We start from the raw sequence: 21,193 nt of genomic DNA, 5'->3' as shown, positions 1-21,193 counted from the left end.
TTACATTCCTTTCCAAACATCATGCATCATAAAAAAGTACAAAATAACGAGAAGGACCGTCCCGCATAAAGTAATGCGCCGATATACACTCTTCTCCCCTTCCCTCGCTTTAACAAATGCCCAAATAAATCCAACGAACAATATTAAATCAATATATGGAACATAAAAGGAGAAGACGAGTAACGCATATAAATACACGATAAATAAACAAGTCGTGATTAAGAAAATTTTAAATGCAAATTCACTTTTCATAATGTGACCGCCCCCCAGTCTGTACTGTATTATATTCAGCAAAACATAATAGTTGCTGTTTCAATTTTTTTATCTCACTATTTACAGGCGCGCGATTGGTATGAAATCATTAAAACCAACTAAACTTCATCACAAATAAGCTACCGCCTATACACGGTAGCTATTATGGAACATTATATTTCTTTTTATATATGTTACTTAAAATCGAATAAGGTAATTGCTCATAACGAATTTTTTCTCCCGTTACATCTACAATATACAAATTGTTTCCTATATAATAGGTTCCATCTTTTCGTTTTGAATACACTGTATATTTTTCATTTGGCAATACCGTTTTTACTTTCGTCAATTGTCCATTTGGTTCTTGCCAATATATATTTACACGATCTACTAACGTAAGCATTCCAATTTGTTCTTCTTCTACTTTACGACCATTCCAACTCACAACCCGATAACCAAGCTTATACGCTTCATATTCGGGACTCGTATGAAAACGAGAAATAATTACTTTCGTCTGTAATTGTACCCGGTCGTATAACCATTGTATGTCCCGATCGTGCATGCGAATACAACCATTCGACTCCCTGCTTCCAATCGTCCATTCCCGATTTGTTCCATGAATTGCATATTCCTTTTTATCTAGACCTAACCACCTCGTACCGAGAGGGTTATTCGGAGCACCCCCAGCTATTTTTTTACGATGGTATTCTTTATTTTTATATTTAGTTATAATACAAAAATTACCCTCAGGCGTCGGGGTCCTGTCTTTTCCTGTCGTTATCGGAAATGTCTTAGTATAGTTTCCATCTTCAAAAAAAGACAGCTGATTCGTCGTAAGGTTAACTAATATTAAATGATCTGTATTAGCAAAAACGCTAGCTGGCAGGCAGAAAAATAGGATTACGATAAACCATACTTTCTTCATCTAAATCCTCCCTAGCACTAACATCATAATAAAGTGAAACTTTACTCGTTGGGGGATTTTGTCCATCCCCACTGAGGATTAGCCTTCACCAATCGAGCATTTACGGACATTTATCTCCCACCTAACTTCCTTGTATTCACCGAATTGTTAGGTAGGAGTCTTACTGCCCGCAAATAGCGGGATAAATACAATTAACTTTACTTTGCTCTTATAAATGAAAACTATCCATTCACAATTACTCCACCATTTACATGCATCATCTGTCCCGTTACATATGCCGAATCACTAGACGCTAAATATACATATGCAGGCGCTAATTCATACGGCTGACCAGGCCTTTGCATAGGAACATTACTCCCAAACTGTGATACTTTTTTCTCATCAAAACTGGATGGAATAAGCGGTGTCCAAATTGGGCCTGGTGCAACACCATTTACACGAATTCCCTTTTGTACTAACGACTGAGATAGCGATCTTGTAAAAGCGACAATCGCTCCTTTCGTTGCAGAATAATCAATCAACGTTTCATTTCCTTCATACGCAACGATAGATGCCGTGTTTATAATTACATCCCCTTGCTTTAAATGAGAGAGGGCTGCTTTTGTAACATGAAAATAAGAAAAAATATTAATACGGAACGTTTTTTCTAGCTGTTCCGCTGTAATATACTCTAGTCCTTGCTGCGGATATTGCTGTGCGACGTTATTCACAAGAACATTTAGCCCCCCTAGCTGCTGGGCGGTCTCTTCTACAATCTCTTTACAATGTTGTTCATTACTCAAATCTCCCGGCAATAATACACAATTCACGCCTTCTTTTTCCACAAGTTGTTTCGTCTCAGTTGCATCTTCGTCCTCATCTAAATAAGCAATCGCAATATTTGCTCCCTCTTTTGCAAAAGCGATAGAAACAGCTCTTCCAATCCCGCTATCTCCTCCTGTAATTAATACATTCTTTCCTTTTAACTTTTCACTTCCTTTATAATTTGGATCTTCAAACTTTGGAAGAGGATTCATTAACGATTCAATACCAGGTTGTTTATTTTGATGTTGTGCTGGCATTGTTAAAAAGTTTTTTTGCTGCGGCATAACTTCCTTCAACTCCTTTCCCCTTATAATGCGCACAATAAAAAAAACTACTTACACATTAAAGAACCGCAATGCACACACAGTTTTACGATTAATATTCGAATTTACGACATAAAATATGAGTTGTTCTAAAGTTTTTATGCAAAACTATTGCAAAATAGTTAAAAAACGAATATTATATATAACTGTTGTGAAAATTATTCGTAAAAAGAAAGGATGTTTATATGTTTAACCTTTCAAAACATAAAACTTCTATTAAAACTGAAATTATGGCAGGTATTATTACCTTTTTAACAATGGCATATATCATTGTCGTAAACCCTGTCATCCTTGGGGATGCAGGTGTTCCGTTTGAACAAGCATTTACAGCTACAATTATCGCTGCTGTTGTCGGAACATTATTTATGGCGATCTTTACTAATTTACCAATCGCAATTGCACCAGGTATGGGATTAAATGCTTACTTCTCTTATTCTGTTGTAAAAGCCCATGAAGGCATGACTTTCGCAATTGCATTCTCTGCTGTATTCGTAGCAGGTATGATTTTAATTTTGTTATCATTCACATCTTTCCGTACGAAATTAATGGAAGTAATTCCTGAGAACTTAAAACATGCACTTACTGCTGGTATCGGTCTTTTTATTGCTTTTATCGGTTTGCGCTTAACGGGAATTGTTACAAAAAATGATGCAAACTTAGTTGGGCTTGGCGATCTTCACTCTGCTCCAGTTCTACTAGCATTAGCTGGCCTTGGAATTACAATTATCCTTATGTCTTTAAATATAAACGGGGCACTATTTATCGGAATGTTATTAACTGGTATTATCGCTTACTTCACAGGTCAATTAACATTCTCAAGCGGCGTTACATCAATGCCTGGATTACCAGAAGGAATTATCGTTTCAAATCCAATTACTGCTGTATCTGATGTAATTAACTACGGATTATACGGCGTTGTCTTCTCATTCTTCCTTGTTACACTATTTGATACAACAGGTACACTACTTGGCGTTGCACAACAAGGTGGATTTATGAAAGATGGAAAGCTTCCAAAAGCAGGACGAGCTCTTCTATCTGACTCATTCTCAGCAACAATTGGAGCTATGTTCGGAACAACACCATCAACAGCTTACATTGAATCATCTGCTGGTGTTGCAGCTGGTGGTCGTACTGGTTTAACAACTGTTACAGTAGCTGTTCTATTTGCATTAGCAGCATTCTTCGGACCGTTAGTGAGCGCTGTTTCTGGCGTTTCAGCTATTACAGCACCATCACTAATTATCGTTGGTAGTCTTATGATGGGCTCAGTTCGCCACATCGATTGGGATACATTCGATGAAGCATTCCCAGCATTTTTAGTAATCTTAAGCATGCCACTTACATCAAGTATCTCAACAGGTATTGCACTTGGATTTATTTCATACCCACTTATGAAAGTGGCAAAAGGACAATTCCGTGCTGTTCACCCACTTGTGTATTTATTCGGGATCTTGTTCGCTTATCAATTAGTTTTCTTACCACATTAAAATCCCTCGTTGTGAGGGATTTTTTATTTACAAAAAAACATTTGACAACAGCATACACTTATGGAATAATTCGAAATAGTTAAATATTCGATGTCTTATCAAGAGCAGGTGGAGGGATGAGCCCTACGAAGCCCGGCAACCGACCCATTTATGGGCACGGTGCTAATTCTTACAACACATTGTGTTGAAAGATAAGAGTAATATGATAAGACGTCTTTTCTATATGAAAAGACGTTTTTATTTTCACTCCCTCCTCTCTTTTCTTAATTTAGGAGGGATTTTTTTATGAAAAAATTATGTTCCACCGTACTCATTATTCTCTTACTCGCATTAACAGCTTGCACAAATGAACAAGATGCTATCTCTTCACAAAAGCAACAAACGGTGAAGAAAGAAACTACTACAGCAGCAAATCATTTACAAACAGAAATTCCAAGCCAAGTAAAAAAGCCATTAAAAATCGCATTAATTATGCAAATGTCCATCGGAACTTTTTCCTCTCAATATATTGAGGGTGTCAAAAAACAAGTCGAGCTATTCGGCGGCAGTGTGCAAGTCTACAATTCTGATAATGATTTAGCAAAAATGGCAGCAAATCTAGATACTGCTATTAATTCAAAAGTTGATGGTATTTTAATTGATCACGGTCGCTCTGAAGCACTAAAACCCGGAGTAGAAAAAGCATTACAAGCGAATATTCCTGTAGTTGCATTTGATAACGACCTACGCTTACCAGGCGTAACGATTATTGATCAAGATGACTATAGTCTTGCATGGAAATCATTAAAAACGTTAGCGGAAGATCTGAATGGACAAGGGAATATCGCCGTCGTATGGGTTGGCGGATTTGCTCCAATGGAACGTCGCAATGTTATCATTGATGCTTTTTATAAACGTTATCCAAATATAAAAGAAGTTGCACGCTTTGGTACCGCTAGTAATAACACACCACTTGATACGCAAACACAAGTAGAGGCTTTACTAAAAAAATATCCGAAAAAAGGTGATTTACAAGCTATTTTCGCTTCGTGGGATGAGTTTGCTAAGGGGGCCGTCAAAGCACTCGAACAAGCTGGTCGTACAGATATAAAAGTATACAGCATTGACTTAAGTAATGAAGATTTACAACTCATGCAAAAAGAAAATTCACCTTGGACTGCTACGGCTGCAACCGATCCAGCTGAAGTCGGTAAAGTTCAAGTGCGTTTCTTATACAAGAAAATCGCTGGTGAACAAACGCCAGATATTTATTCACTAGAACCTTATTTAGTAAAGAAAAATAGTTTGCCACAAGAAAATATAACGATGGATCAATTATCAAAACATATAAACGGTTGGGGAGACTCGAAAGATGCATATTCACCTTGGATGAAAAAATTAGAGAAGGAGAAAAAATGATGACATTCTCTCTTCAAAACATTACACATTCTTATCACATCTCTACCCCTGTACTAGAAAATGTTTCTATTAACATACAAAAAGGAAAAGTTCACGCTTTACTAGGAATGAATGGTGCAGGAAAAAGTACTTTACTAAAAATAGCAACTGGTGAAATTCAACCAGTTGCTGGGAATATAAAAATTGATAATCAGTCTATTTCCTTTACTTCACCACGCGATGCAAAAAAACATGGTATTTCTTTCGTAACACAAGAAGTGGATCACGGACTTATTCCTGGATTATCTGTATTAGAAAATGTACTAATCGATCATTTAGCAATGCAAAATAAAGTACTATTTTCAAAGTCAAAATTAGTCTCACTCGCTAAACAACATTTGCAAACTGTACAGGCTGATTTAAATGTTTCGGAAGATGTTTCAAACTGCTCATTACATGAAAAACAATTACTTCTTATCGCAAGAGCTTTATCCAACAATACAAATTATCTTTTATTAGATGAGCCTACTTCTTCTCTTGGACCGAAAGAAGTTGAAACCTTCGGGCAACTATTAAAAGATTTAACATTGAAAGGAATTGGCATCATCTTAATTTCTCATCGTTTATCAGAGATTCGAAATTTCGCGGATGATGTAACCGTATTACATAACGGTAAAGTTGCACTTTCTGAAGCGATCACAAAGGTTACAGATCAACAAATTGTGGAAGCGATGACTGGAAAACAACTTACACTTCCTATTAATACAGCGCCAAAACGAGGGAGCGAAGAATTATTTAAAGTACAAGAACTTCCATTACACAAAGACCATTCTCCCCTTTCTCTCACCGTACGGAAAGGTGAAACTGTTGTGATATACGGATTAATTGGCAGTGGCAAAACAACACTTGCTGAAACGTTATTTGGTACTCGTCATACTTATCACGCAGAAATAGATGGTCAAACAATAACAATTAAAACACCGCGAGATGCGATTAAAGCAAAGATCGCACTTGTACCAGAGGAAAGAAGAAAACAAGGCGTATTTCTTTCGGAAGATATTATAAGCCACACTAATTTACACCAATCAGGTTGGAGACGAAAGCAAACCGAAGTAAATAATGCTACTACAGCAATTTCTTCTTTCAGCATTTCACCCAATGACCCAAAAGCATTTATTCATTCACTTAGCGGTGGAAACCAGCAAAAAGTCTCCATTGCAAAGTGGCATGGATTCAAACCGAATCTATTTCTTTTGGACGAGCCAACTAAAGGTGTAGACATAGCTGCAAAACAAGACATTTTTCAATTCATTCGTAACATTACTGAAAACGGAAGTTCCGTAATTTACTTCACAGGAGAACAAGATGAAGCACTACATATCGCTGATCGCATTCTTATACTCGCAAACGGAGAATTTGTAGGTGAATACTTACCAGACGAACTATCTCCTGAACAGCTTTTACATTTATCTGAAGGGAGTTATTCCATTGAATCTCGTTCATAAAACAAAAACTAAGAAACTATATTTACCTACTCATCTTTTTTATCAATTTAGTACGATTGCTATCATTATAGGTGTTACAATTTTCTTCTCTATCGTCAACGATTCTTTTTTAACATACAACAATATTAGTGATATTTTACGTTCCATTTCTATCGTAACGTTACTTGCAATTGGTGTTACCTTTACATTAATTGTAGATGGATTTGATTTATCAGTCGGCTCTACCGCTAGTTTAGCAACCATTGCCGCTGCTTCCTGCCTCATTTTATATCGACAAGAACTATTAGTCACACTCCTTGTTCCTATTCTTTGTGGGCTATTAGTTGGATTATTAAATGCACTACTCGTTATCCGAATTAAACTACCAGATTTACTAGCTACATTAAGTATCATGTATATCGTGAATGGACTACACTTAACATTTTCAAAAGGATCTTCTATTTATGAAGGAATGTCTGGTGCCAAAGGACATTTTATTCCATCCTTTTTATTTATCGGTCAAGGTTCTGTGTTAGGAATTCCAGTCCCTGTCATTATCATGCTTATCGTCGTTTTAATTGCATATGTATTTTTAGAAAAAACAACGTACGGTCGTTTCTTTTATATGACAGGTGGGAATCGAGAAGCTGCTAGACTAGCTGGTATTCCTACTGATCGTTACCGTGTATATGCTTATATGATTAGCGGTTTACTTGCCTCTATTGGCGGTATTATTCTATGTAGCCGCGTTGGAACAGGACAAGTTTCAGCTGGCGCCCCATTATTAATGGATGCAGTTGCAGCTGCCTATATCGGTTATGCAATGTTCGGTGCTAAGAAACCAAATGTCATCGGAACATTTCTTGGTTCCGTATTAATTGGAATCATATTAAACGGCCTTACAATGATGAACGTTCCTTATTATGCGCAAGATATCATTAAAGGCAGTATTTTAATTGCAGCTTTAGCCTTTTCATTTATTAAAAAGAAGCGTAAATAAAAAAGTAGCGCATCGAATTCCGATGCGCTACTTTCCTTTTGCAACAATCACACGAACTACTTTCAACGCAAAAAGCAAAAGACCGTTCGCTATTGCTGTAACACCTAAGAAGATTGCTATCATAAGCTCTCCCATTCCGTTATTAAATATAAAAATAATAGAAGAAATGAAAGCCAAAATAAACAAAATGAACGCTGGTATATATTTAATAAAAGGCTTCTCAAATGATCTTTTAGAAAGAAGAAATGTAATTAACAATGTCATAATAAAAACAAAATATACCGCAAATAAAAAAGTCATATGAAAGCCTCCTCTACGACCAAACTACTTAAAAGAGGTTAGAAACCTTTAATATTTCTCATTTACCTGCAATTCTTTACTATACTTTTGAATGAACACTGATGAAATAACCATTACCATTCCTATACTAAAACCAATAAGCTGATCTAATAACATTTCATCATGAATGAACCAGCGCAGTAGAAATACGCCACCAAAAATAAGCAACATTGTAAATCCAGTATGTCTAAGCCCTTTATATACATTTTCCATATGTATCACCTCTCTACATACTTTTATCCATATTATACCATAATCCCAAAATGTATATAACCAACATTCGGTATTGAAACCAATAATAAAAAAGGCTGCAGAGAACTCCTTCTCCACAGCCTAATTATTATTTTTGCAAAAACGCCTGTAAATCTGCAAATTGTCTCTTTGCATCTTCATAGCCTTGCTCATATAAACTTTGTAATTTAGCCGTATCCTTTTCCATACGATCTACTTGAAGCGGCACTTCTGGGCGAATAACAAATAAATTACCAGCTTGCTCTTCTTTTTCAATGTAGTGAAGTGTTTCATTATACACTTCATAACGATTCAGCATCGTATTTACAAGGTTTGGATACTTCTTATAAGCCTTTGCTGCAATCCAACCAAATTTTGATTTTTTCTTCGCGTAACCATGATTTCTCGTCAAAATAACGACTGATTTTTTAAATCCATCTTCCTGTGCTTTACGAACTGGAATCGGATCTGAAATCCCGCCATCTAACAATTGCTTACCTCGGTAGTTTACTGCCGGTGCAATGAAAGGTAATGAACTAGATGCTTGCAATAAATTTAGTGCATCATCATTCGTTCCCTCTTTTTCAAAATAAACAGACTGTCCTGTTTCACAATCAGTTGTTCCTACAAGGAAACGCTCTGGACTATTAAAGTATGTTTCAAAATCAAACGGTACATGCTTTTCTGGAATTTCATGAAAAATGAATTCCATATCAAATAGCTGACGTTTTTTCCACAAGTTTTTATACGATAAATACTGCGGATGTGATGCATAATCAATATTTACTGTTTTATTTCTATTTCTTTGTCTGGAAAGATACGACGCTGCATGACAAGCACCAGCTGATACACCAATTACATATGGAAAATATAAATCTTGTTCCATAAAATATTCTAATATCCCGCCCGTATATACACCACGCATACCGCCGCCTTCTAATACTAACCCCGTATTTTCAAGCATGTTATTCTCTCCTCTTTATATATATTGACTCTTTAATTATTCACTATGTTAAGTATCTTTTTCTATTATATATGAGTTCTTTCAGAAATTATATTGAAAAGGCTTGAAATGGAGGGGGTTTTTCTTCCAATTATATTTCCAAATGACCAGAGACATCCTTTATAAGCCTTTGAATAAAATCTTGCTCTTCTTTCGTATATCCATCTAAAAGTAACAGCCACTTTTCTTCAGCTTGTTTATGCAATTTTTCATGAGCTTTATATATTTCATTTCCTCTTTCCGTTAAGCGGAAGAAAATTTCTTTTTGATTATCTAACATTTGCATTTTCTCAACGAATTGCTTTTGAAACAACTTTGTACAAATTTTAGAGATTGCGCCTTTCGTCATTCCCATTTCTGTTGCAATAGCAGTTACATTCATCAGACCATTTTTTCCGATACACTCGATAACATGTAACTCAGATAAAGACATACCACTTACACCTGTCTCACGAAGAAACTTCTCATTATTTTCTTTCAAATGCTCTTCTTTTTTATGAAAAAGTGTACGAATATCCGAAAGTATTTCCATTTGTTTCGCTGTACGTTCCAATCCATTCGCCTCCTAAGTTTCCAAAGAAACAATTTAACTATATACCATTTTAAAATCATTTTTTCATCTTTACAAGTGAGAAAATCATGTTAAAATTAATTTAGTTTCCAAGGAAACCAAATGACAAGGAGGTTAACATTATGGAAAAAACCAAACTGAATTTCATTTTATATGTTGTCTGTATGAGTGCCTTACTCGGTTCCTTCGCTCAAAATATTTATACACCTATCTTGCCGATGATTCAAAATTCGTTTCATACTTCTCTTTATCTTGTAAATTTAACCGTTTCACTTTTCACATTCGTTCTTGCGGTTATGCAGCTCATATACGGACCTTTAATTGATACAAAGGGAAGAAAATCTGTCCTTATCCCTAGTTTAATCATTAGTACAATCGGCTCAATTGGTTGTGCTTTCTCACCAAACATTTACTTATTTCTATTTTTTAGAGCTGTTCAAGCTATAGGAATAGCGGCTATACCTGTAGTTGCAGCAACGATTATCGGTGATTTATTTGAAGGAAAAGAACGCGGAGAAGCGATGAGCCTTTATCAAATGTTACTTGCTCTCGCACCTGCAATCGGTCCTCTCATAGGTGGCTATCTCGGCAGTATAAATGGCCACTTATCTGTATTTCTTTTTTTATCTACAATTGGCATCATCTTATTAATTATAAACATTTCACTACTTCCAGAAACAAAACCAAATGTAATTGAGAAACCTAAAGCAAAAAAGAATTACTGGCTTATCTTAAAAAATAAAACTGGATTTTCCATTACACTTATTGGCTTTATTCAATTTTGTATATATTTCTGTTTCCTCGTTTTTTTACCTAGCATATTAACAAATATATTTCATCTAAGCGCAAGTGAAATTGGTCTTATGTTTGTACCGATGTCACTTTCTCTTATGTTAGGAAGCTATTGCTACAAATTTTTGCAAAAACATTTCACAACAAAGCAGGCTTTCTTCATCACTAGTTTCTTCAACATTATATGTGTCACTTTATTCTCTTTCACATATAGCATCAATATCCCATCCGTAATTATCGTTACCTCTTTATACGGTTTTAGTATGGGACTTTCTATGCCGACTCACACTACTTTATTAACGGAAGAATTCGTACAAGAACGCGCAACTGCCATCGGTATGTACAACTTCATTCGCTATCTTGGTATGGGTACAGGGCCTATTGTAGGTGGGTTTCTTTTATTTAATCAAAATTACTTTTGGATTTTCTTCCTAGGGGCAATTATATTTCTACTTATAGTTTTACACGCAATGAAAATGCTACATTCCCATGCTGCACAAAGAGCTTAAGAGACCTATAGATGGTCTCTTAAGCTCTTTGATCAGCAACGATATGAATATCAATATACTTCGTTTGTCTCATAATTTCATTTACAATAGAACCTTTTCGTATTTCTTCCCACCGTGTTCTCGCCGATTGCCCGAGTAAAACTTGTGTCACCTGTAGTCTTTTTGCAACTTCAATAATAACATCAGCGGGCTTTCTTCCCTTTGCTTCTTCTAATACAAAGCTCGCATCAAATTGATTCGTTAGCGATTTCCATTCTTCAATCGTTTGCTTTTTGCCAGCTGAAATAGAATCTATATTTTCTCTTTCAACGTTTAACACATACAATTCAGCATTTAGCCGATCAGCCATGCGCCAACCTCTCCGTATTAATTTCTCTGCTGTTGAACTGTATTGTACACAAACGAGAATTTTTTCTTTCACACCGATCGGTTCTATTACTGTTTGGCTAATTTTCTCATCCATATCATCTGCAACTTCTCGAAGTGATAACTCTCTTAATGCCCCTAAATTATTTATCGTAAAGAAGTTTTGTAAGCTTTGTTGAATTTTTTCTTCCTTATATATCTTTCCATCTATTAATCTCTTCCGGAGTACCTCAGGTGTTGCATCAACAAGCTGAATTTCATTTGCTTTTTGTAAAATAAAGTCTGGAATACGCTCTCGTACTTTGACATTCGTAATTTGAGCTACAATATCATGAACGCTTTCTAAATGTTGAATATTAAACGCTGATAATACAGATATACCGGCATCTAACAATTCCTGCACATCCATGTAACGTTTCTTATTTTTCGACCCGGGAATATTACTATGCGCAAGTTCATCCACAACAACAATTTGTGGTGCCCGCTTTATAATTTCTTCTACATCAAGTTCATAAAATACTTTCCCTTTATAATCTATTTCTTTTAAAGGAACTTTTTCTAAATCAGCAATTGCTTCTTCCGTCTCTTTTCTACCGTGTGTTTCAATTAAACCAACTACAATATCAATACCGTCTTTTTTCATCTCTCTTGCATCAAATAGCATTTTATAACTTTTCCCAACTCCAGGTGCAGCCCCTACGTATAGCTTTAACTTTCCGCGATTTTGCTGCCGAATATATTCTAAATACTCTTCTGGCGTTCGCCTTTGAAACGTCGGTTTATAGTCATCCGCATACAAAACACTCACAACCTTTCTTTCGAAACAACGCTACCTCAATCCGTTAGATTGAGGTAGCACTGTTACTATTTCATTAGTTTCTGTAATTCTAAATTTAACTTTAAGACGTTCACGCGATCTTCTCCAAACAAGCCAAGCGCTGCACCTTCCGTTTGATCCTTAATCAATTGATCTAGCTTTTCTTTCGGAATATTCGTTAATTTCGAGATGCGATCTACCTGTACAGAAGCCGCCTTCGGACTAATGTCAGGATCAAGCCCTGAACCTGAATTCGTCACTAAATCTATTGGTACTTCTGTAACTGGAATGGCCCGGTTTTGTTTCTTCCAGTCATCAATACTTTTCTCAACTCGTTTTGCTAAATCTGGATTAGACGGTGCATAGTTATTTGAACCAGATGCTTCTGCTTTATATTCTATACTAGAGACACGTCCATGAAAATAACGTGGATCTGTGAAATTTTGACCGATTAATTTTGAACCAACTACTTCATCTTTATCATTATATATAAGACTTCCATCCGCATTATCCTTCATTACCGCTTGCGCAATACCAGTTACAATAAGCGGGTATACGAGGCCGCACAAAACTAGAAATGTAAAAGTAATACGAATAATTGGTGAAAGTATACTTTGTTTTTTCGCCATCTTTTTTCCCCTCTTCCTTATATGAACAAGCCGACAATCATATCAATTACTTTAATTCCAATGAATGGAACGATAACTCCACCAAGCCCATAAATGAGTAAGTTTCGGCTAAGCAATGCATTAGAACTCATCGGTTTATACGCAATACCTTTCATCGCTAACGGAATTAGTAGTGGAATAATAACTGCATTAAATATTAATGCTGATAAAATCGCTGAAAGTGGCGATGTTAATTTCATAATGTTCAATGCTTCCATTTGCGGAATTGCTAATGTAAACATCGCTGGAATGATTGCAAAGTATTTTGCTATATCGTTTGCAATACTAAACGTTGTTAACGCACCACGCGTCATTAACAATTGCTTACCAATTCCTACAACCTCAATGATTTTTGTTGGATTCGAATCTAGATCAATCATATTCGCTGCTTCTTTCGCAGCTGTCGTACCACTATTCATCGCTAATCCAACATCCGCCTGCGCTAATGCCGGGGCATCATTTGTACCATCACCTGTCATCGCTACAAGTTTCCCTTTGTCTTGCTCTGCTTTAATAACCGCAATTTTATCTTCTGGTTTACACTCAGCAACGAATTCATCTACTCCTGCTTCCTTTGCAATTGTTGCTGCTGTTAACGGATTATCACCTGTACACATAACCGTTTTAATCCCCATTTGGCGCAATTGTTCAAAACGTTCACGCATACCAGGTTTCACTGTATCCTTTAAATATATTAAACCGTAAATACGATTGTCTACTGCAACTACAAGTGGTGTTCCGCCTTCTTTTGAAATCAAATCTGCTTTTTGATTCACATCTTTTGGAATCATCCCGCCTTGCGATTGAACCCATTCAATCACGGCACCAACAGCACCTTTTCTCACTTTCGTTCCATCCTGTAAATCAACACCGCTCATTCTTGTTTCTGCTTTAAATGGAACAAATTCACCTTGTTCTGCAATTTCTCTATTATATGATATAGATTTCGTTTGTACATATTCTATAACAGATCGACCTTCTGGTGTTTCATCTAAAACTGAGCTAATCGCAGCCCATTTTCCTACTTGCTCAATCGTTTCATTTCCTACTGGTAGCAGTGTATGTGCCATCCGGTTCCCGAAAGTAATCGTACCTGTTTTATCTAAAATAATCGTATTAATATCGCCCGCAGCTTCTACTGCTTTCCCTGACATCGCTAATACATTAAACTTTGTTACGCGGTCCATCCCAGCAATACCAATCGCTGATAATAACCCACCAATTGTCGTTGGAATTAAACAAACTAACAATGCTACAAGTACAGCTGTATCAATTTGAAACCCTAAATAGTTTGTAAAAATCGGCAACGTCACAACGACAATTAAGAAAATTAGAGTTAAACTCGTTAATACTGTGTTTAAGGCAATTTCATTCGGCGTTTTTTGACGCGCAGCTCCTTCTACTAAAGAAATCATTTTATCAATAAATGATTCGCCAGGGTTACTCGTAATTACAATCGTAATCTCATCACTTACGACCATCGTACCGCCTGTTACTGAACAAAAATCACCACCCGCTTCTTTTATAACAGGAGCTGATTCTCCTGTTATTGCAGATTCATCTACAGACGCTAATCCTTTAATTACTTCACCATCATTCGGAATCATTTCTCCTTGTTTTACAATAACAACGTCACCTTTTCTCAGATCAGTTGCTGAAACTTGAACAATGTCTCCATTTTCTTTTACAACGTTTGCAAACACATCTTTCTTCGATTGTTTTAAAGAATCGGCTTGCGCTTTACCACGACCTTCAGCCAACGCTTCTGCAAAGTTAGCAAATAAAACTGTAAATAATAGAATAAGAGAAACTGTTATATTAAACCATCCTGGTACACTACTAGAAATACTTGGAAGAAAGGATAAAATTAACGTAATGATAAATCCAATTTCCACAACAAACATAATCGGATTCTTTATCATTACTTTCGGGTTCAATTTCGCAAAGGATTGTTTCATCGCATGTGTCACGATATCACGATCCATCGTTTTCGCTTGTCTAACTTCATCTTCTACAGCATGTATTTGTGACTGATTTACTTGTTTTTCTTTTACTACTACCGGTCTCATCATTTACCCTCCATTACTTCAATATAAGAAATTCTGCAATTGGGCCGAGTACTAACATCGGGAAAAATGTTAACGCACCAACAATTACAATCGTTCCAATAAAGATTCCTCCAAATAAACCATTATCCGTACGGAACGTTCCGACTGTTTCTGGTACTACCGTCTTCTCTTTCAATGAAGCTGCCACAGCTAGCATCGTAATTAAACTGAAATAACGTCCTAAAAACATAACTAAACCAGTCGTAATATTCCAAAACGGTGTATTATCTGCTAATCCTTCAAATCCAGATCCGTTATTCGCAGCTGACGATGTGTATTCATATACAACTTGCGTTAAACCGTGAAAACCGGAGTGAGAAATCGCATCCGTTCCTAAACTTGTTGAAAGAGCTAATGCTGAAAATCCTAAAATAAGTAATGGATGAAATAGAATCGTTACTGCAATTAATTTCATTTCCTTACCTTCAATCTTTTTACCTAAAAACTCTGGTGTCCTTCCGACCATTAATCCAGATATAAAGACTGCAATAATTGCATACATAATAATATTAATAAAGCCCGCTCCAACACCACCGTATACTGTATTCAACATCATATTTACGAGTGGTACTAATCCGCCAATTGGTGTTAACGTATCATGCATCGTATTAACGGCCCCTGTTTCAGCAGCTGTCGTTACTGTTGCGTATAGTGAAGAAAATACTGTTCCAAATCGCACTTCTTTTCCTTCTGTACTTCCTTGTACATGTTCGATACCCATTCCATTTAATGCCGGATTACCATTTAATTCAGATGTAGTAATCGTTATAAATCCGAGTAAAAACACCATAAATAGTGAAACGAAAAGGATACGTCCTTGTTTTTTATTTCCTACCATTCTTCCGTACGTAAATGGAAGTGCTGTTGGCAATAACATCATAAGCATCATTTGCAAAATATTACTCATTTGCCCTGGATTTTCGAAAGGATGTGTAGAGTTTGCTCCGAAAAATCCTCCGCCGTTATTTCCAAGTTCCTTAATGGAAACGAATGATGCAACTGGACCACGTAAAATACTTTGCTTCGCACCATCAATTGTTTGTGCTGTAACCGCCCCATCTAACGTTTGTGGTACACCAAGTGCGACAAAGACTAACGCCGCAATAAATGCGATAGGAAGAAAAACTCTCGTTAACGCTCTCGTAAAATCAACGAAAAAGTTACCAAGTTCTTTTCCAGCGAGCCCTCTTATAAATGCCATAACGATGGCTAACGTCGTTGCTGGTGCCGCAAACATTAAAAATGTAATCCCGATTAATTGTGATAAATAAGATAAACCATTTTCACCGCTGTAATGTTGTAAGTTTGTATCAGCCATAAAACTAATCGCTGTATTAAAAGCGAGCGTAGGCTCCATCCCTTCAATATGCGCTGGATTTAATGGCAATACACCTTGTAATCTGAAAATGAAATATACGACGACAATCATAAATCCATTGAGTAGAACTAATGATAATGCATACTGTTTCCACGTTTGATTGTATCCTTTTACACCTGTAATTTTAAAAATAAGTTTCTCAAAAGGCCCGAATACTTTATCTAGCTTCTTGCTACCTTGAAAGGCTTTCTCTAAATAAATCCCCGTTGGCTTTGCTACTAAAATAAACAAGAGCATTGTAATAACGACTGCAACCCAAATCATAATGAATGATTCCCCCTAATTAAAACTTTTCTGGATTTAATAATGCGTATACTAAGTACACCGTAATCGCTGCAACAATAACCGATAAGGCAATCATCATGATTGCTTCCCTTCTTTCACAACTTTATCTGACCAACTTGCAAGACTTGCCATCGATGCGACTAACCCAACAAAAATACCGATCATTACAACATCTAACATAACTACCCCTCACTTTTGTTAATTTTTACCATCTAGTTATCAAAAAAAGAACACTAAGCTCTACTTAGTGTTCGAAACGAACAACACAAAGTAAACCTCCTCTCTAAACGCTTACGAGGTTAGCTGTCGGATTCGGGCCTAAAGAGTAGCCCTACTTTCAAAATTGAAAGATTCACCCCAAGTGACAATGCACAAAATTGGTTCCCCCGCTCCATTTCTGGAACTCAGCGATTTTAGGTTTTTTTTGGAAATTTTATGAATGATTTATGAGAGTAAATATACTCCTCTAAATTTAACTTGTAAAGGGGTAAATTACTGAAAATAAGAAAATATCCATCTATTTAAGCGTTTACATTAGTTGTTATTAATATTTTTTCATCTGTTTTCTCGTCTTTCCTTTCTTTTTCACAGAAATGATCTTTTAAATACGAAATAAAAAGAGCGAATTACATGAAGTGCATAGCTTGTTGCACTCAGCATTCGCTCTTTTTTCATTCAACCTTTATTCTCCACGCAAAAAAGCACGCAAATTTCTCCCTCGAATATAAACTTGTGATAATTCCGCATGTAACTGCTCATATTCGGTAATATCCGCCTCTAAATACAAAACATCTTTTGATGGTAATATAATATATGGACCTGGAAAAAGAGGATCGAGCACTACCAATTCGTGAACTCTCTCTACCGATATCGCCCAACGATTCGCTATATCTCCTAGTAACAACACTTTCATCTTCATTTCCCCCACCTTATTCAAAAAATAAAAAAGAAATATTATCACAGTTCGTAAACACTACAAATTTAGCTCCAATTGTTTCATAGAGCCTGGCCGGATAGCGTTTATTCTTTGTAACAACAGTAATAGGCGCTTGAAAAGAAAAACGAATGTGTTCTGTGAAGAAACTAACTATCGGAAGCTCATCCCCTAGTAAAATCACCTTCTTAATACGTGTGCAAATACTAGTAAAATCCTTCTCCTTATTACAGCTATAAGCTGATTCAAACCCATACTCTCTAACTTCAGCCGCTATCTCTTCATTGGCTGTAAAAATAATTAACTCATGCTGAAATGCTACTAGCTCTCTTAAACTCTTTACCTTGTTTTTTTCTCCAACACAAATAAGTGTTAGTTCCATGTACCTCATCCTCCTTAGCATAAAAGAACTCAAACATAGATTGATATTCTCCTATACTAATCAGACCGATGAAGTGATGTATCCATCATGGCACCGTCCTCTCTCAAGACGCTTACGAAGTTAGCTGTCGGATTCGGACTTTGAGAGTAGCCCTACTTTCAACATTGAAAGATTCACCCCTAGTGACGACGCACAAATTGGTTCCTCCGCTCCATACATTTGGACTCAGCGTATTACAAAAAATGTATTCTGGCTGATATATTACTCCTGTATTTGGAAAAAGTAAACACAAAAAAAGCCAGTTAACAAACTGGCTTCTCGTATCTTTATACATGCGTCTTATTCAATTTATATGCAAAATGATTCGTCGGCCCATGACCACTTCCAATATTCAATGGCTCTTCAATTGCTATACTAATAAATCGTTTTGCTTCTTGAACTGCCTCTTCCATCAAGTAGCCTTTCGCAAGTCCTGCTGTAACCGCTGAAGCAAATGTACACCCACTTCCGTGCGTTTGCTTCGAAGGAATTCGTTCACTTCTAAATTCAATAAACTGCTCACCATCAAAGAGTAAATCAATTACTTCATTACCTTGATATTCTGCATGTCCGCCCTTCATAAGCACATATTTAGCCCCTAATTCATGCAATACTTTTGCAGCTTCCTTACTATCTTCTACATTATGAATCTCCATTCCAGTTAACACTTCTGCTTCAGGAACATTCGGTGTGACAACAGTTGCTACTGGCAATAAATATTCTTTTAATGCTTGTACTGCTTCTTGTTGTAATAATGACGCACCGCCTTTAGCAATCATAACAGGATCTAGCACAATATTATTCCAGCCAAATTTCTTAATATGCTCTGCCACAATTTGAATAATTTCACTACTAAATAACATTCCCAGTTTCACAGCATCTGGCGTTAAATCCGTACCAATTGAATTCAGCTGCTCCGTAATCCCTTCTAAAGAAACAGGATATACCCCTTGAACGCCAAGCGTATTTTGAGCAGTAATTGCTGTAATAGCCGTCATTCCATACACACCAAGCTCTTGGAATGTTTTTAAATCCGCCTGAATCCCAGCGCCGCCTCCGCTATCAGACCCTGCAATTGTTAAAGCTTTATTCACTTTCATCCCACTCATCCTTTTCTACCCAAAATAGCGATGATAAATTGTTTTCGCTTCGCTTATATCTTTCGTGCCATGTACAAGTACACGGCCATCTTTAAAAGCAACTAATCTCTTTTCTTCAACCGAAAATGATAATAAATATGGATTTACATTCAAATCATTCACGCGATCATTCAGCAATTTTTTATATTGTTCAAAATCCATTTCCTCTTTATGAGGTGGTCTAATTTGAACTGTATTTCTCCCGCATAACACTGCTGTTTTTGAAGTGTTTTCCTTATTTAAATATGGATATACTGCCTGTTCACCACACGATAGACAATTATGTTTACGAAGCTTTCGCACATTCATACATGAATATTCATTTTTCCATACATCAAATGATACAAGCCCATCTCGAAGCGAGTCATAATCTTCTACTAACAGTTTAAGTGTTTCCGTTACTTGATGAGAAACGACAAGAGACACAGCAGGCGATATAATCCCCGCTGTATCACATGTCGCTCCCCCAAGCGGAATCGATTGTAATAAACAAGATAAACATGGCGTTTTTCCTGGAAGAATAGTATAAGAAAGACCGTAACTCCCTACACATGCCCCATAAACCCATGGAATAGAATATTTTTGCGATATATCATTCACAATGAAACGTGTTTCGAAATTGTCAGTCGCATCGATGATTACATCAACATTTGTAACGAGTTCTTCCAACTCTTCAGCCGTTACATCCTGAACGAGAGCTTCTACTCTTACTTCACTATTAACCTCTTCTAGACGTTTTTTTGCCGCTACAGCCTTCGGAAGATTATTCTCTACATCACTCTCTGCATACAATTGTTGTCTTTGCAAATTACTCCAATCGACATAATCACGGTCAACAATTGTTACTTGACCAACGCCTGCTCTTACAAACATCTCTGCGTTTGCACTACCTAATGCGCCTGCACCGATAATAAGTACATGCTTTGTCCTTATCTTTTGTTGCCCTTCTTCCCCAATTGGAGAAAATAGCTCTTGGCGAGAATATCGATTATTCAACTACGCTCATTCCTTCTAAAGGACTACTTGCTGTTGCACAACGTTTACGTGCAATACGACCTGCTTCAAACCCTAATCGTCCTGCCTCAATACCTAATTTCATTGCATATGCCATTTTAATAGGATCGTTCGCTCCAGATACTGCAGTATTTAATAACACACCATCTGCTCCTAATTCCATTGCAAATGCTGCATCAGCTGGACTACCAATACCAGCGTCAACGATAACTGGTACTGTCGCTTGTTCAATAATGAAACTTAAATTTAATGGATTTACAATACCAAGCCCTGAACCAATCGGTGATGCTCCTGGCATAATCGCGTGTACACCAAGTTCTTGTAATTTACGAGCTAATACAACATCATCAGATGTGTATGGTAGAACGATAAATCCTTCTTCTAGTAACATTTCAGATGCCTTTAACGTTTCTACTGGATCAGGTAATAACGTTCTATCATCACCAATAACTTCTACTTTTATCATGTCACAAAGTCCAGACGCTTTTGCTAATTTTGCAATACGAACAGCTTCTTCAGCATTTTTTGCTCCTGCTGTATTCGGTAATAACGTATATTTTTTCACATCAAGTTTCTCTAATAAATTAGGCTGCTTCGCATCGAATATATCCATACGACGTACTGCGAATGTTAAAATCTCAGCCTCAGAAACATCAATTGCCTTTTGCTGCACATCAAAATCAGGGAATTTCCCTGTTCCTAATAAAAGTCTAGAATGAAATGAAAATTGTCCAATGTTTAACATAATCAACCGCCTCCTACGAAAGTTACAATCTCAATTTGGTCCCCATCAAAAACAGATGTATCGTTATGATCATCTTTTTGTAAAATATCTTTATTACGTTCTACTACAACAATTCTGTTATCTAACTCTAAATGTGTAAGTAGCCCAGCTACTGTTTTCACACTCTCTGGTACTTCAATTTGGTTACCATTAATTTTTAAATTCAAACTTCCATCCCCTTT

Annotated in this window: 24 protein-coding genes and 3 riboswitches; of the genes, 5 read left to right on the top strand and 19 right to left on the bottom strand. The window is 36.5% G+C overall.

Translation table 11 applies throughout. The features are described from left to right. The 3 genes from LCF45_RS03915 to LCF45_RS03905 all read right to left on the bottom strand — a co-directional run bounded on the left by LCF45_RS03915 (position 1) and on the right by LCF45_RS03905 (position 2,265). Complete coding sequence (locus LCF45_RS03915) at positions 1-252, bottom strand: hypothetical protein (RefSeq protein ID WP_002125363.1); 252 nt, start codon at positions 250-252, stop codon at positions 1-3. Between the two features lie 163 nt (positions 253-415). Next, a complete protein-coding gene (locus LCF45_RS03910) occupies positions 416-1,177 on the bottom strand; it encodes a L,D-transpeptidase (RefSeq protein ID WP_002125360.1) in 762 nt (253 codons plus the stop codon). Between the two features lie 221 nt (positions 1,178-1,398). Next, the gene (locus tag LCF45_RS03905; RefSeq protein WP_002087502.1) at positions 1,399-2,265 is read right to left on the bottom strand and encodes an SDR family oxidoreductase; all 867 of its coding nucleotides are present in this window, start codon (positions 2,263-2,265) and stop codon (positions 1,399-1,401) included. A gap of 224 nt (positions 2,266-2,489) precedes the next feature. Between LCF45_RS03905 and LCF45_RS03900 the strand changes: the two genes are divergently transcribed. The 4 genes from LCF45_RS03900 to LCF45_RS03885 all read left to right on the top strand — a co-directional run bounded on the left by LCF45_RS03900 (position 2,490) and on the right by LCF45_RS03885 (position 7,652). Next, entirely contained in the window at positions 2,490-3,791 is a 1,302-nt protein-coding gene (locus tag LCF45_RS03900; RefSeq protein WP_002029878.1) for an NCS2 family permease, read from the top strand. A gap of 92 nt (positions 3,792-3,883) precedes the next feature. Further along, a riboswitch (SAM riboswitch) is annotated at positions 3,884-3,989 on the top strand. Positions 3,990-4,076: 87 nt separating this feature from the next. Next, positions 4,077-5,189, top strand: coding sequence for a sugar ABC transporter substrate-binding protein (locus LCF45_RS03895; RefSeq protein ID WP_002125355.1), 1,113 nt, complete (start codon positions 4,077-4,079; stop codon positions 5,187-5,189). Next, the gene (locus LCF45_RS03890) at positions 5,186-6,673 is read left to right on the top strand and encodes a sugar ABC transporter ATP-binding protein (protein ID WP_002125354.1); all 1,488 of its coding nucleotides are present in this window, start codon (positions 5,186-5,188) and stop codon (positions 6,671-6,673) included. The genes LCF45_RS03895 and LCF45_RS03890 overlap by 4 nt, the downstream gene beginning before the upstream one ends. Then, entirely contained in the window at positions 6,657-7,652 is a 996-nt protein-coding gene (locus LCF45_RS03885) for an ABC transporter permease (protein WP_001054974.1), read from the top strand. Before LCF45_RS03890 ends, LCF45_RS03885 begins: the two co-directional genes overlap by 17 nt. 27 nt (positions 7,653-7,679) lie before the next feature. On the opposite strand, the gene LCF45_RS03880 is transcribed toward LCF45_RS03885, so the two are convergent. From LCF45_RS03880 to LCF45_RS03865, 4 genes are all read right to left on the bottom strand, one after another. Beyond that, positions 7,680-7,952 (bottom strand): hypothetical protein, encoded by a 273-nt coding sequence (locus tag LCF45_RS03880; protein ID WP_000143386.1) that lies wholly within the window; start codon positions 7,950-7,952, stop codon positions 7,680-7,682. Positions 7,953-8,000: 48 nt separating this feature from the next. Continuing rightward, complete coding sequence (locus tag LCF45_RS03875; protein WP_000432819.1) at positions 8,001-8,204, bottom strand: hypothetical protein; 204 nt, start codon at positions 8,202-8,204, stop codon at positions 8,001-8,003. Positions 8,205-8,331: 127 nt separating this feature from the next. Continuing rightward, positions 8,332-9,186: a patatin-like phospholipase family protein gene (locus LCF45_RS03870; protein WP_002140445.1), complete on the bottom strand. Its 855-nt coding sequence runs from the start codon at positions 9,184-9,186 to the stop codon at positions 8,332-8,334. Positions 9,187-9,316: 130 nt separating this feature from the next. Then, on the bottom strand, positions 9,317-9,778 hold the full coding sequence (locus LCF45_RS03865) for a MarR family transcriptional regulator (protein ID WP_078203439.1): 462 nt from the start codon (positions 9,776-9,778) through the stop codon (positions 9,317-9,319). Positions 9,779-9,918: 140 nt separating this feature from the next. Between LCF45_RS03865 and LCF45_RS03860 the strand changes: the two genes are divergently transcribed. Beyond that, the gene (locus tag LCF45_RS03860; protein ID WP_002186749.1) at positions 9,919-11,097 is read left to right on the top strand and encodes an MFS transporter; all 1,179 of its coding nucleotides are present in this window, start codon (positions 9,919-9,921) and stop codon (positions 11,095-11,097) included. 19 nt (positions 11,098-11,116) lie between these two features. Here LCF45_RS03860 and kdpDN read toward each other — a convergent pair whose 3' ends face one another. From kdpDN to thiS, 12 genes are all read right to left on the bottom strand, one after another. Continuing rightward, positions 11,117-12,271, bottom strand: a complete 1,155-nt coding sequence (gene kdpDN, locus LCF45_RS03855) for a KdpD-like non-kinase potassium sensor (protein ID WP_087946251.1) — start codon at positions 12,269-12,271, stop codon at positions 11,117-11,119. Between the two features lie 56 nt (positions 12,272-12,327). Next, a complete protein-coding gene (gene kdpC, locus LCF45_RS03850) occupies positions 12,328-12,909 on the bottom strand; it encodes a K(+)-transporting ATPase subunit C (protein ID WP_002125346.1) in 582 nt (193 codons plus the stop codon). 17 nt (positions 12,910-12,926) lie between these two features. Beyond that, positions 12,927-15,017 carry a potassium-transporting ATPase subunit KdpB gene (gene kdpB, locus LCF45_RS03845; protein WP_002125344.1) on the bottom strand — a complete coding sequence of 697 codons (2,091 nt, stop codon included), beginning with the start codon at positions 15,015-15,017 and terminating at the stop codon, positions 12,927-12,929. A gap of 13 nt (positions 15,018-15,030) precedes the next feature. Beyond that, complete coding sequence (gene kdpA / locus LCF45_RS03840; RefSeq protein ID WP_263894552.1) at positions 15,031-16,698, bottom strand: potassium-transporting ATPase subunit KdpA; 1,668 nt, start codon at positions 16,696-16,698, stop codon at positions 15,031-15,033. A 19-nt stretch (positions 16,699-16,717) separates the two neighbouring features. After that, positions 16,718-16,798 carry a K(+)-transporting ATPase subunit F gene (gene kdpF / locus LCF45_RS03835; protein WP_000972378.1) on the bottom strand — a complete coding sequence of 27 codons (81 nt, stop codon included), beginning with the start codon at positions 16,796-16,798 and terminating at the stop codon, positions 16,718-16,720. Then, entirely contained in the window at positions 16,795-16,899 is a 105-nt protein-coding gene (locus LCF45_RS03830; protein WP_000887888.1) for a SipW-dependent-type signal peptide-containing protein, read from the bottom strand. The genes kdpF and LCF45_RS03830 overlap by 4 nt, the downstream gene beginning before the upstream one ends. A gap of 94 nt (positions 16,900-16,993) precedes the next feature. Then, positions 16,994-17,139, bottom strand: a riboswitch (cyclic di-AMP (ydaO/yuaA leader). 262 nt (positions 17,140-17,401) lie between these two features. Next, the gene (locus LCF45_RS03825; protein WP_016101779.1) at positions 17,402-17,632 is read right to left on the bottom strand and encodes a hypothetical protein; all 231 of its coding nucleotides are present in this window, start codon (positions 17,630-17,632) and stop codon (positions 17,402-17,404) included. Between the two features lie 16 nt (positions 17,633-17,648). Then, positions 17,649-18,035, bottom strand: coding sequence for a hypothetical protein (locus LCF45_RS03820; protein WP_002010661.1), 387 nt, complete (start codon positions 18,033-18,035; stop codon positions 17,649-17,651). A gap of 93 nt (positions 18,036-18,128) precedes the next feature. Beyond that, positions 18,129-18,276, bottom strand: a riboswitch (cyclic di-AMP (ydaO/yuaA leader). A gap of 85 nt (positions 18,277-18,361) precedes the next feature. Further along, on the bottom strand, positions 18,362-19,174 hold the full coding sequence (gene thiD, locus LCF45_RS03815) for a bifunctional hydroxymethylpyrimidine kinase/phosphomethylpyrimidine kinase (protein ID WP_002125335.1): 813 nt from the start codon (positions 19,172-19,174) through the stop codon (positions 18,362-18,364). Positions 19,175-19,189: 15 nt separating this feature from the next. After that, positions 19,190-20,209 (bottom strand): thiazole biosynthesis adenylyltransferase ThiF, encoded by a 1,020-nt coding sequence (locus LCF45_RS03810; RefSeq protein WP_002125334.1) that lies wholly within the window; start codon positions 20,207-20,209, stop codon positions 19,190-19,192. After that, on the bottom strand, positions 20,202-20,972 hold the full coding sequence (gene thiG / locus LCF45_RS03805; RefSeq protein WP_002186754.1) for a thiazole synthase: 771 nt from the start codon (positions 20,970-20,972) through the stop codon (positions 20,202-20,204). The genes LCF45_RS03810 and thiG overlap by 8 nt, the downstream gene beginning before the upstream one ends. 2 nt (positions 20,973-20,974) lie before the next feature. Then, positions 20,975-21,178: a sulfur carrier protein ThiS gene (gene thiS, locus LCF45_RS03800; RefSeq protein ID WP_001049509.1), complete on the bottom strand. Its 204-nt coding sequence runs from the start codon at positions 21,176-21,178 to the stop codon at positions 20,975-20,977. Between the last annotated feature and the right edge of the window lie 15 nt (positions 21,179-21,193).

This window comes from Bacillus sp. 41-22, from assembly GCF_025809295.1.
GTDB classification, from domain to species: Bacteria; Bacillota; Bacilli; order Bacillales; family Bacillaceae_G; genus Bacillus_A; species Bacillus_A mycoides.
The sequence above is the reverse complement of the archived record's forward strand: the minus strand, read 5'-3'. Positions and strand labels throughout refer to the sequence as shown.

Excerpts from the sequence above, each read along its gene's own strand:
- LCF45_RS03910 (WP_002125360.1), bottom strand. The coding sequence starts at position 1,177 with ATGAAGAAAGTATGGTTTATCGTAATCCTATTTTTCTGCCTGCCAGCT.
- thiG (WP_002186754.1), bottom strand. The coding sequence starts at position 20,972 with ATGTTAAACATTGGACAATTTTCATTTCATTCTAGACTTTTATTAGGA.
- LCF45_RS03895 (WP_002125355.1), top strand. The coding sequence starts at position 4,077 with ATGAAAAAATTATGTTCCACCGTACTCATTATTCTCTTACTCGCATTA.
- LCF45_RS03905 (WP_002087502.1), bottom strand. The coding sequence starts at position 2,265 with ATGCCGCAGCAAAAAAACTTTTTAACAATGCCAGCACAACATCAAAAT.
- thiD (WP_002125335.1), bottom strand. The coding sequence starts at position 19,174 with ATGAAAGTGAATAAAGCTTTAACAATTGCAGGGTCTGATAGCGGAGGC.
- LCF45_RS03825 (WP_016101779.1), bottom strand. The coding sequence starts at position 17,632 with ATGAAAGTGTTGTTACTAGGAGATATAGCGAATCGTTGGGCGATATCG.
- kdpF (WP_000972378.1), bottom strand. The coding sequence starts at position 16,798 with ATGATGATTGCCTTATCGGTTATTGTTGCAGCGATTACGGTGTACTTA.
- LCF45_RS03890 (WP_002125354.1), top strand. The coding sequence starts at position 5,186 with ATGATGACATTCTCTCTTCAAAACATTACACATTCTTATCACATCTCT.
- LCF45_RS03870 (WP_002140445.1), bottom strand. The coding sequence starts at position 9,186 with ATGCTTGAAAATACGGGGTTAGTATTAGAAGGCGGCGGTATGCGTGGT.
- LCF45_RS03875 (WP_000432819.1), bottom strand. The coding sequence starts at position 8,204 with ATGGAAAATGTATATAAAGGGCTTAGACATACTGGATTTACAATGTTG.
- LCF45_RS03830 (WP_000887888.1), bottom strand. The coding sequence starts at position 16,899 with ATGTTAGATGTTGTAATGATCGGTATTTTTGTTGGGTTAGTCGCATCG.
- LCF45_RS03900 (WP_002029878.1), top strand. The coding sequence starts at position 2,490 with ATGTTTAACCTTTCAAAACATAAAACTTCTATTAAAACTGAAATTATG.
- kdpA (WP_263894552.1), bottom strand. The coding sequence starts at position 16,698 with ATGATTTGGGTTGCAGTCGTTATTACAATGCTCTTGTTTATTTTAGTA.
- LCF45_RS03860 (WP_002186749.1), top strand. The coding sequence starts at position 9,919 with ATGGAAAAAACCAAACTGAATTTCATTTTATATGTTGTCTGTATGAGT.
- LCF45_RS03820 (WP_002010661.1), bottom strand. The coding sequence starts at position 18,035 with ATGGAACTAACACTTATTTGTGTTGGAGAAAAAAACAAGGTAAAGAGT.
- LCF45_RS03880 (WP_000143386.1), bottom strand. The coding sequence starts at position 7,952 with ATGACTTTTTTATTTGCGGTATATTTTGTTTTTATTATGACATTGTTA.
- LCF45_RS03915 (WP_002125363.1), bottom strand. The coding sequence starts at position 252 with ATGAAAAGTGAATTTGCATTTAAAATTTTCTTAATCACGACTTGTTTA.
- kdpB (WP_002125344.1), bottom strand. The coding sequence starts at position 15,017 with ATGAGACCGGTAGTAGTAAAAGAAAAACAAGTAAATCAGTCACAAATA.
- kdpC (WP_002125346.1), bottom strand. The coding sequence starts at position 12,909 with ATGGCGAAAAAACAAAGTATACTTTCACCAATTATTCGTATTACTTTT.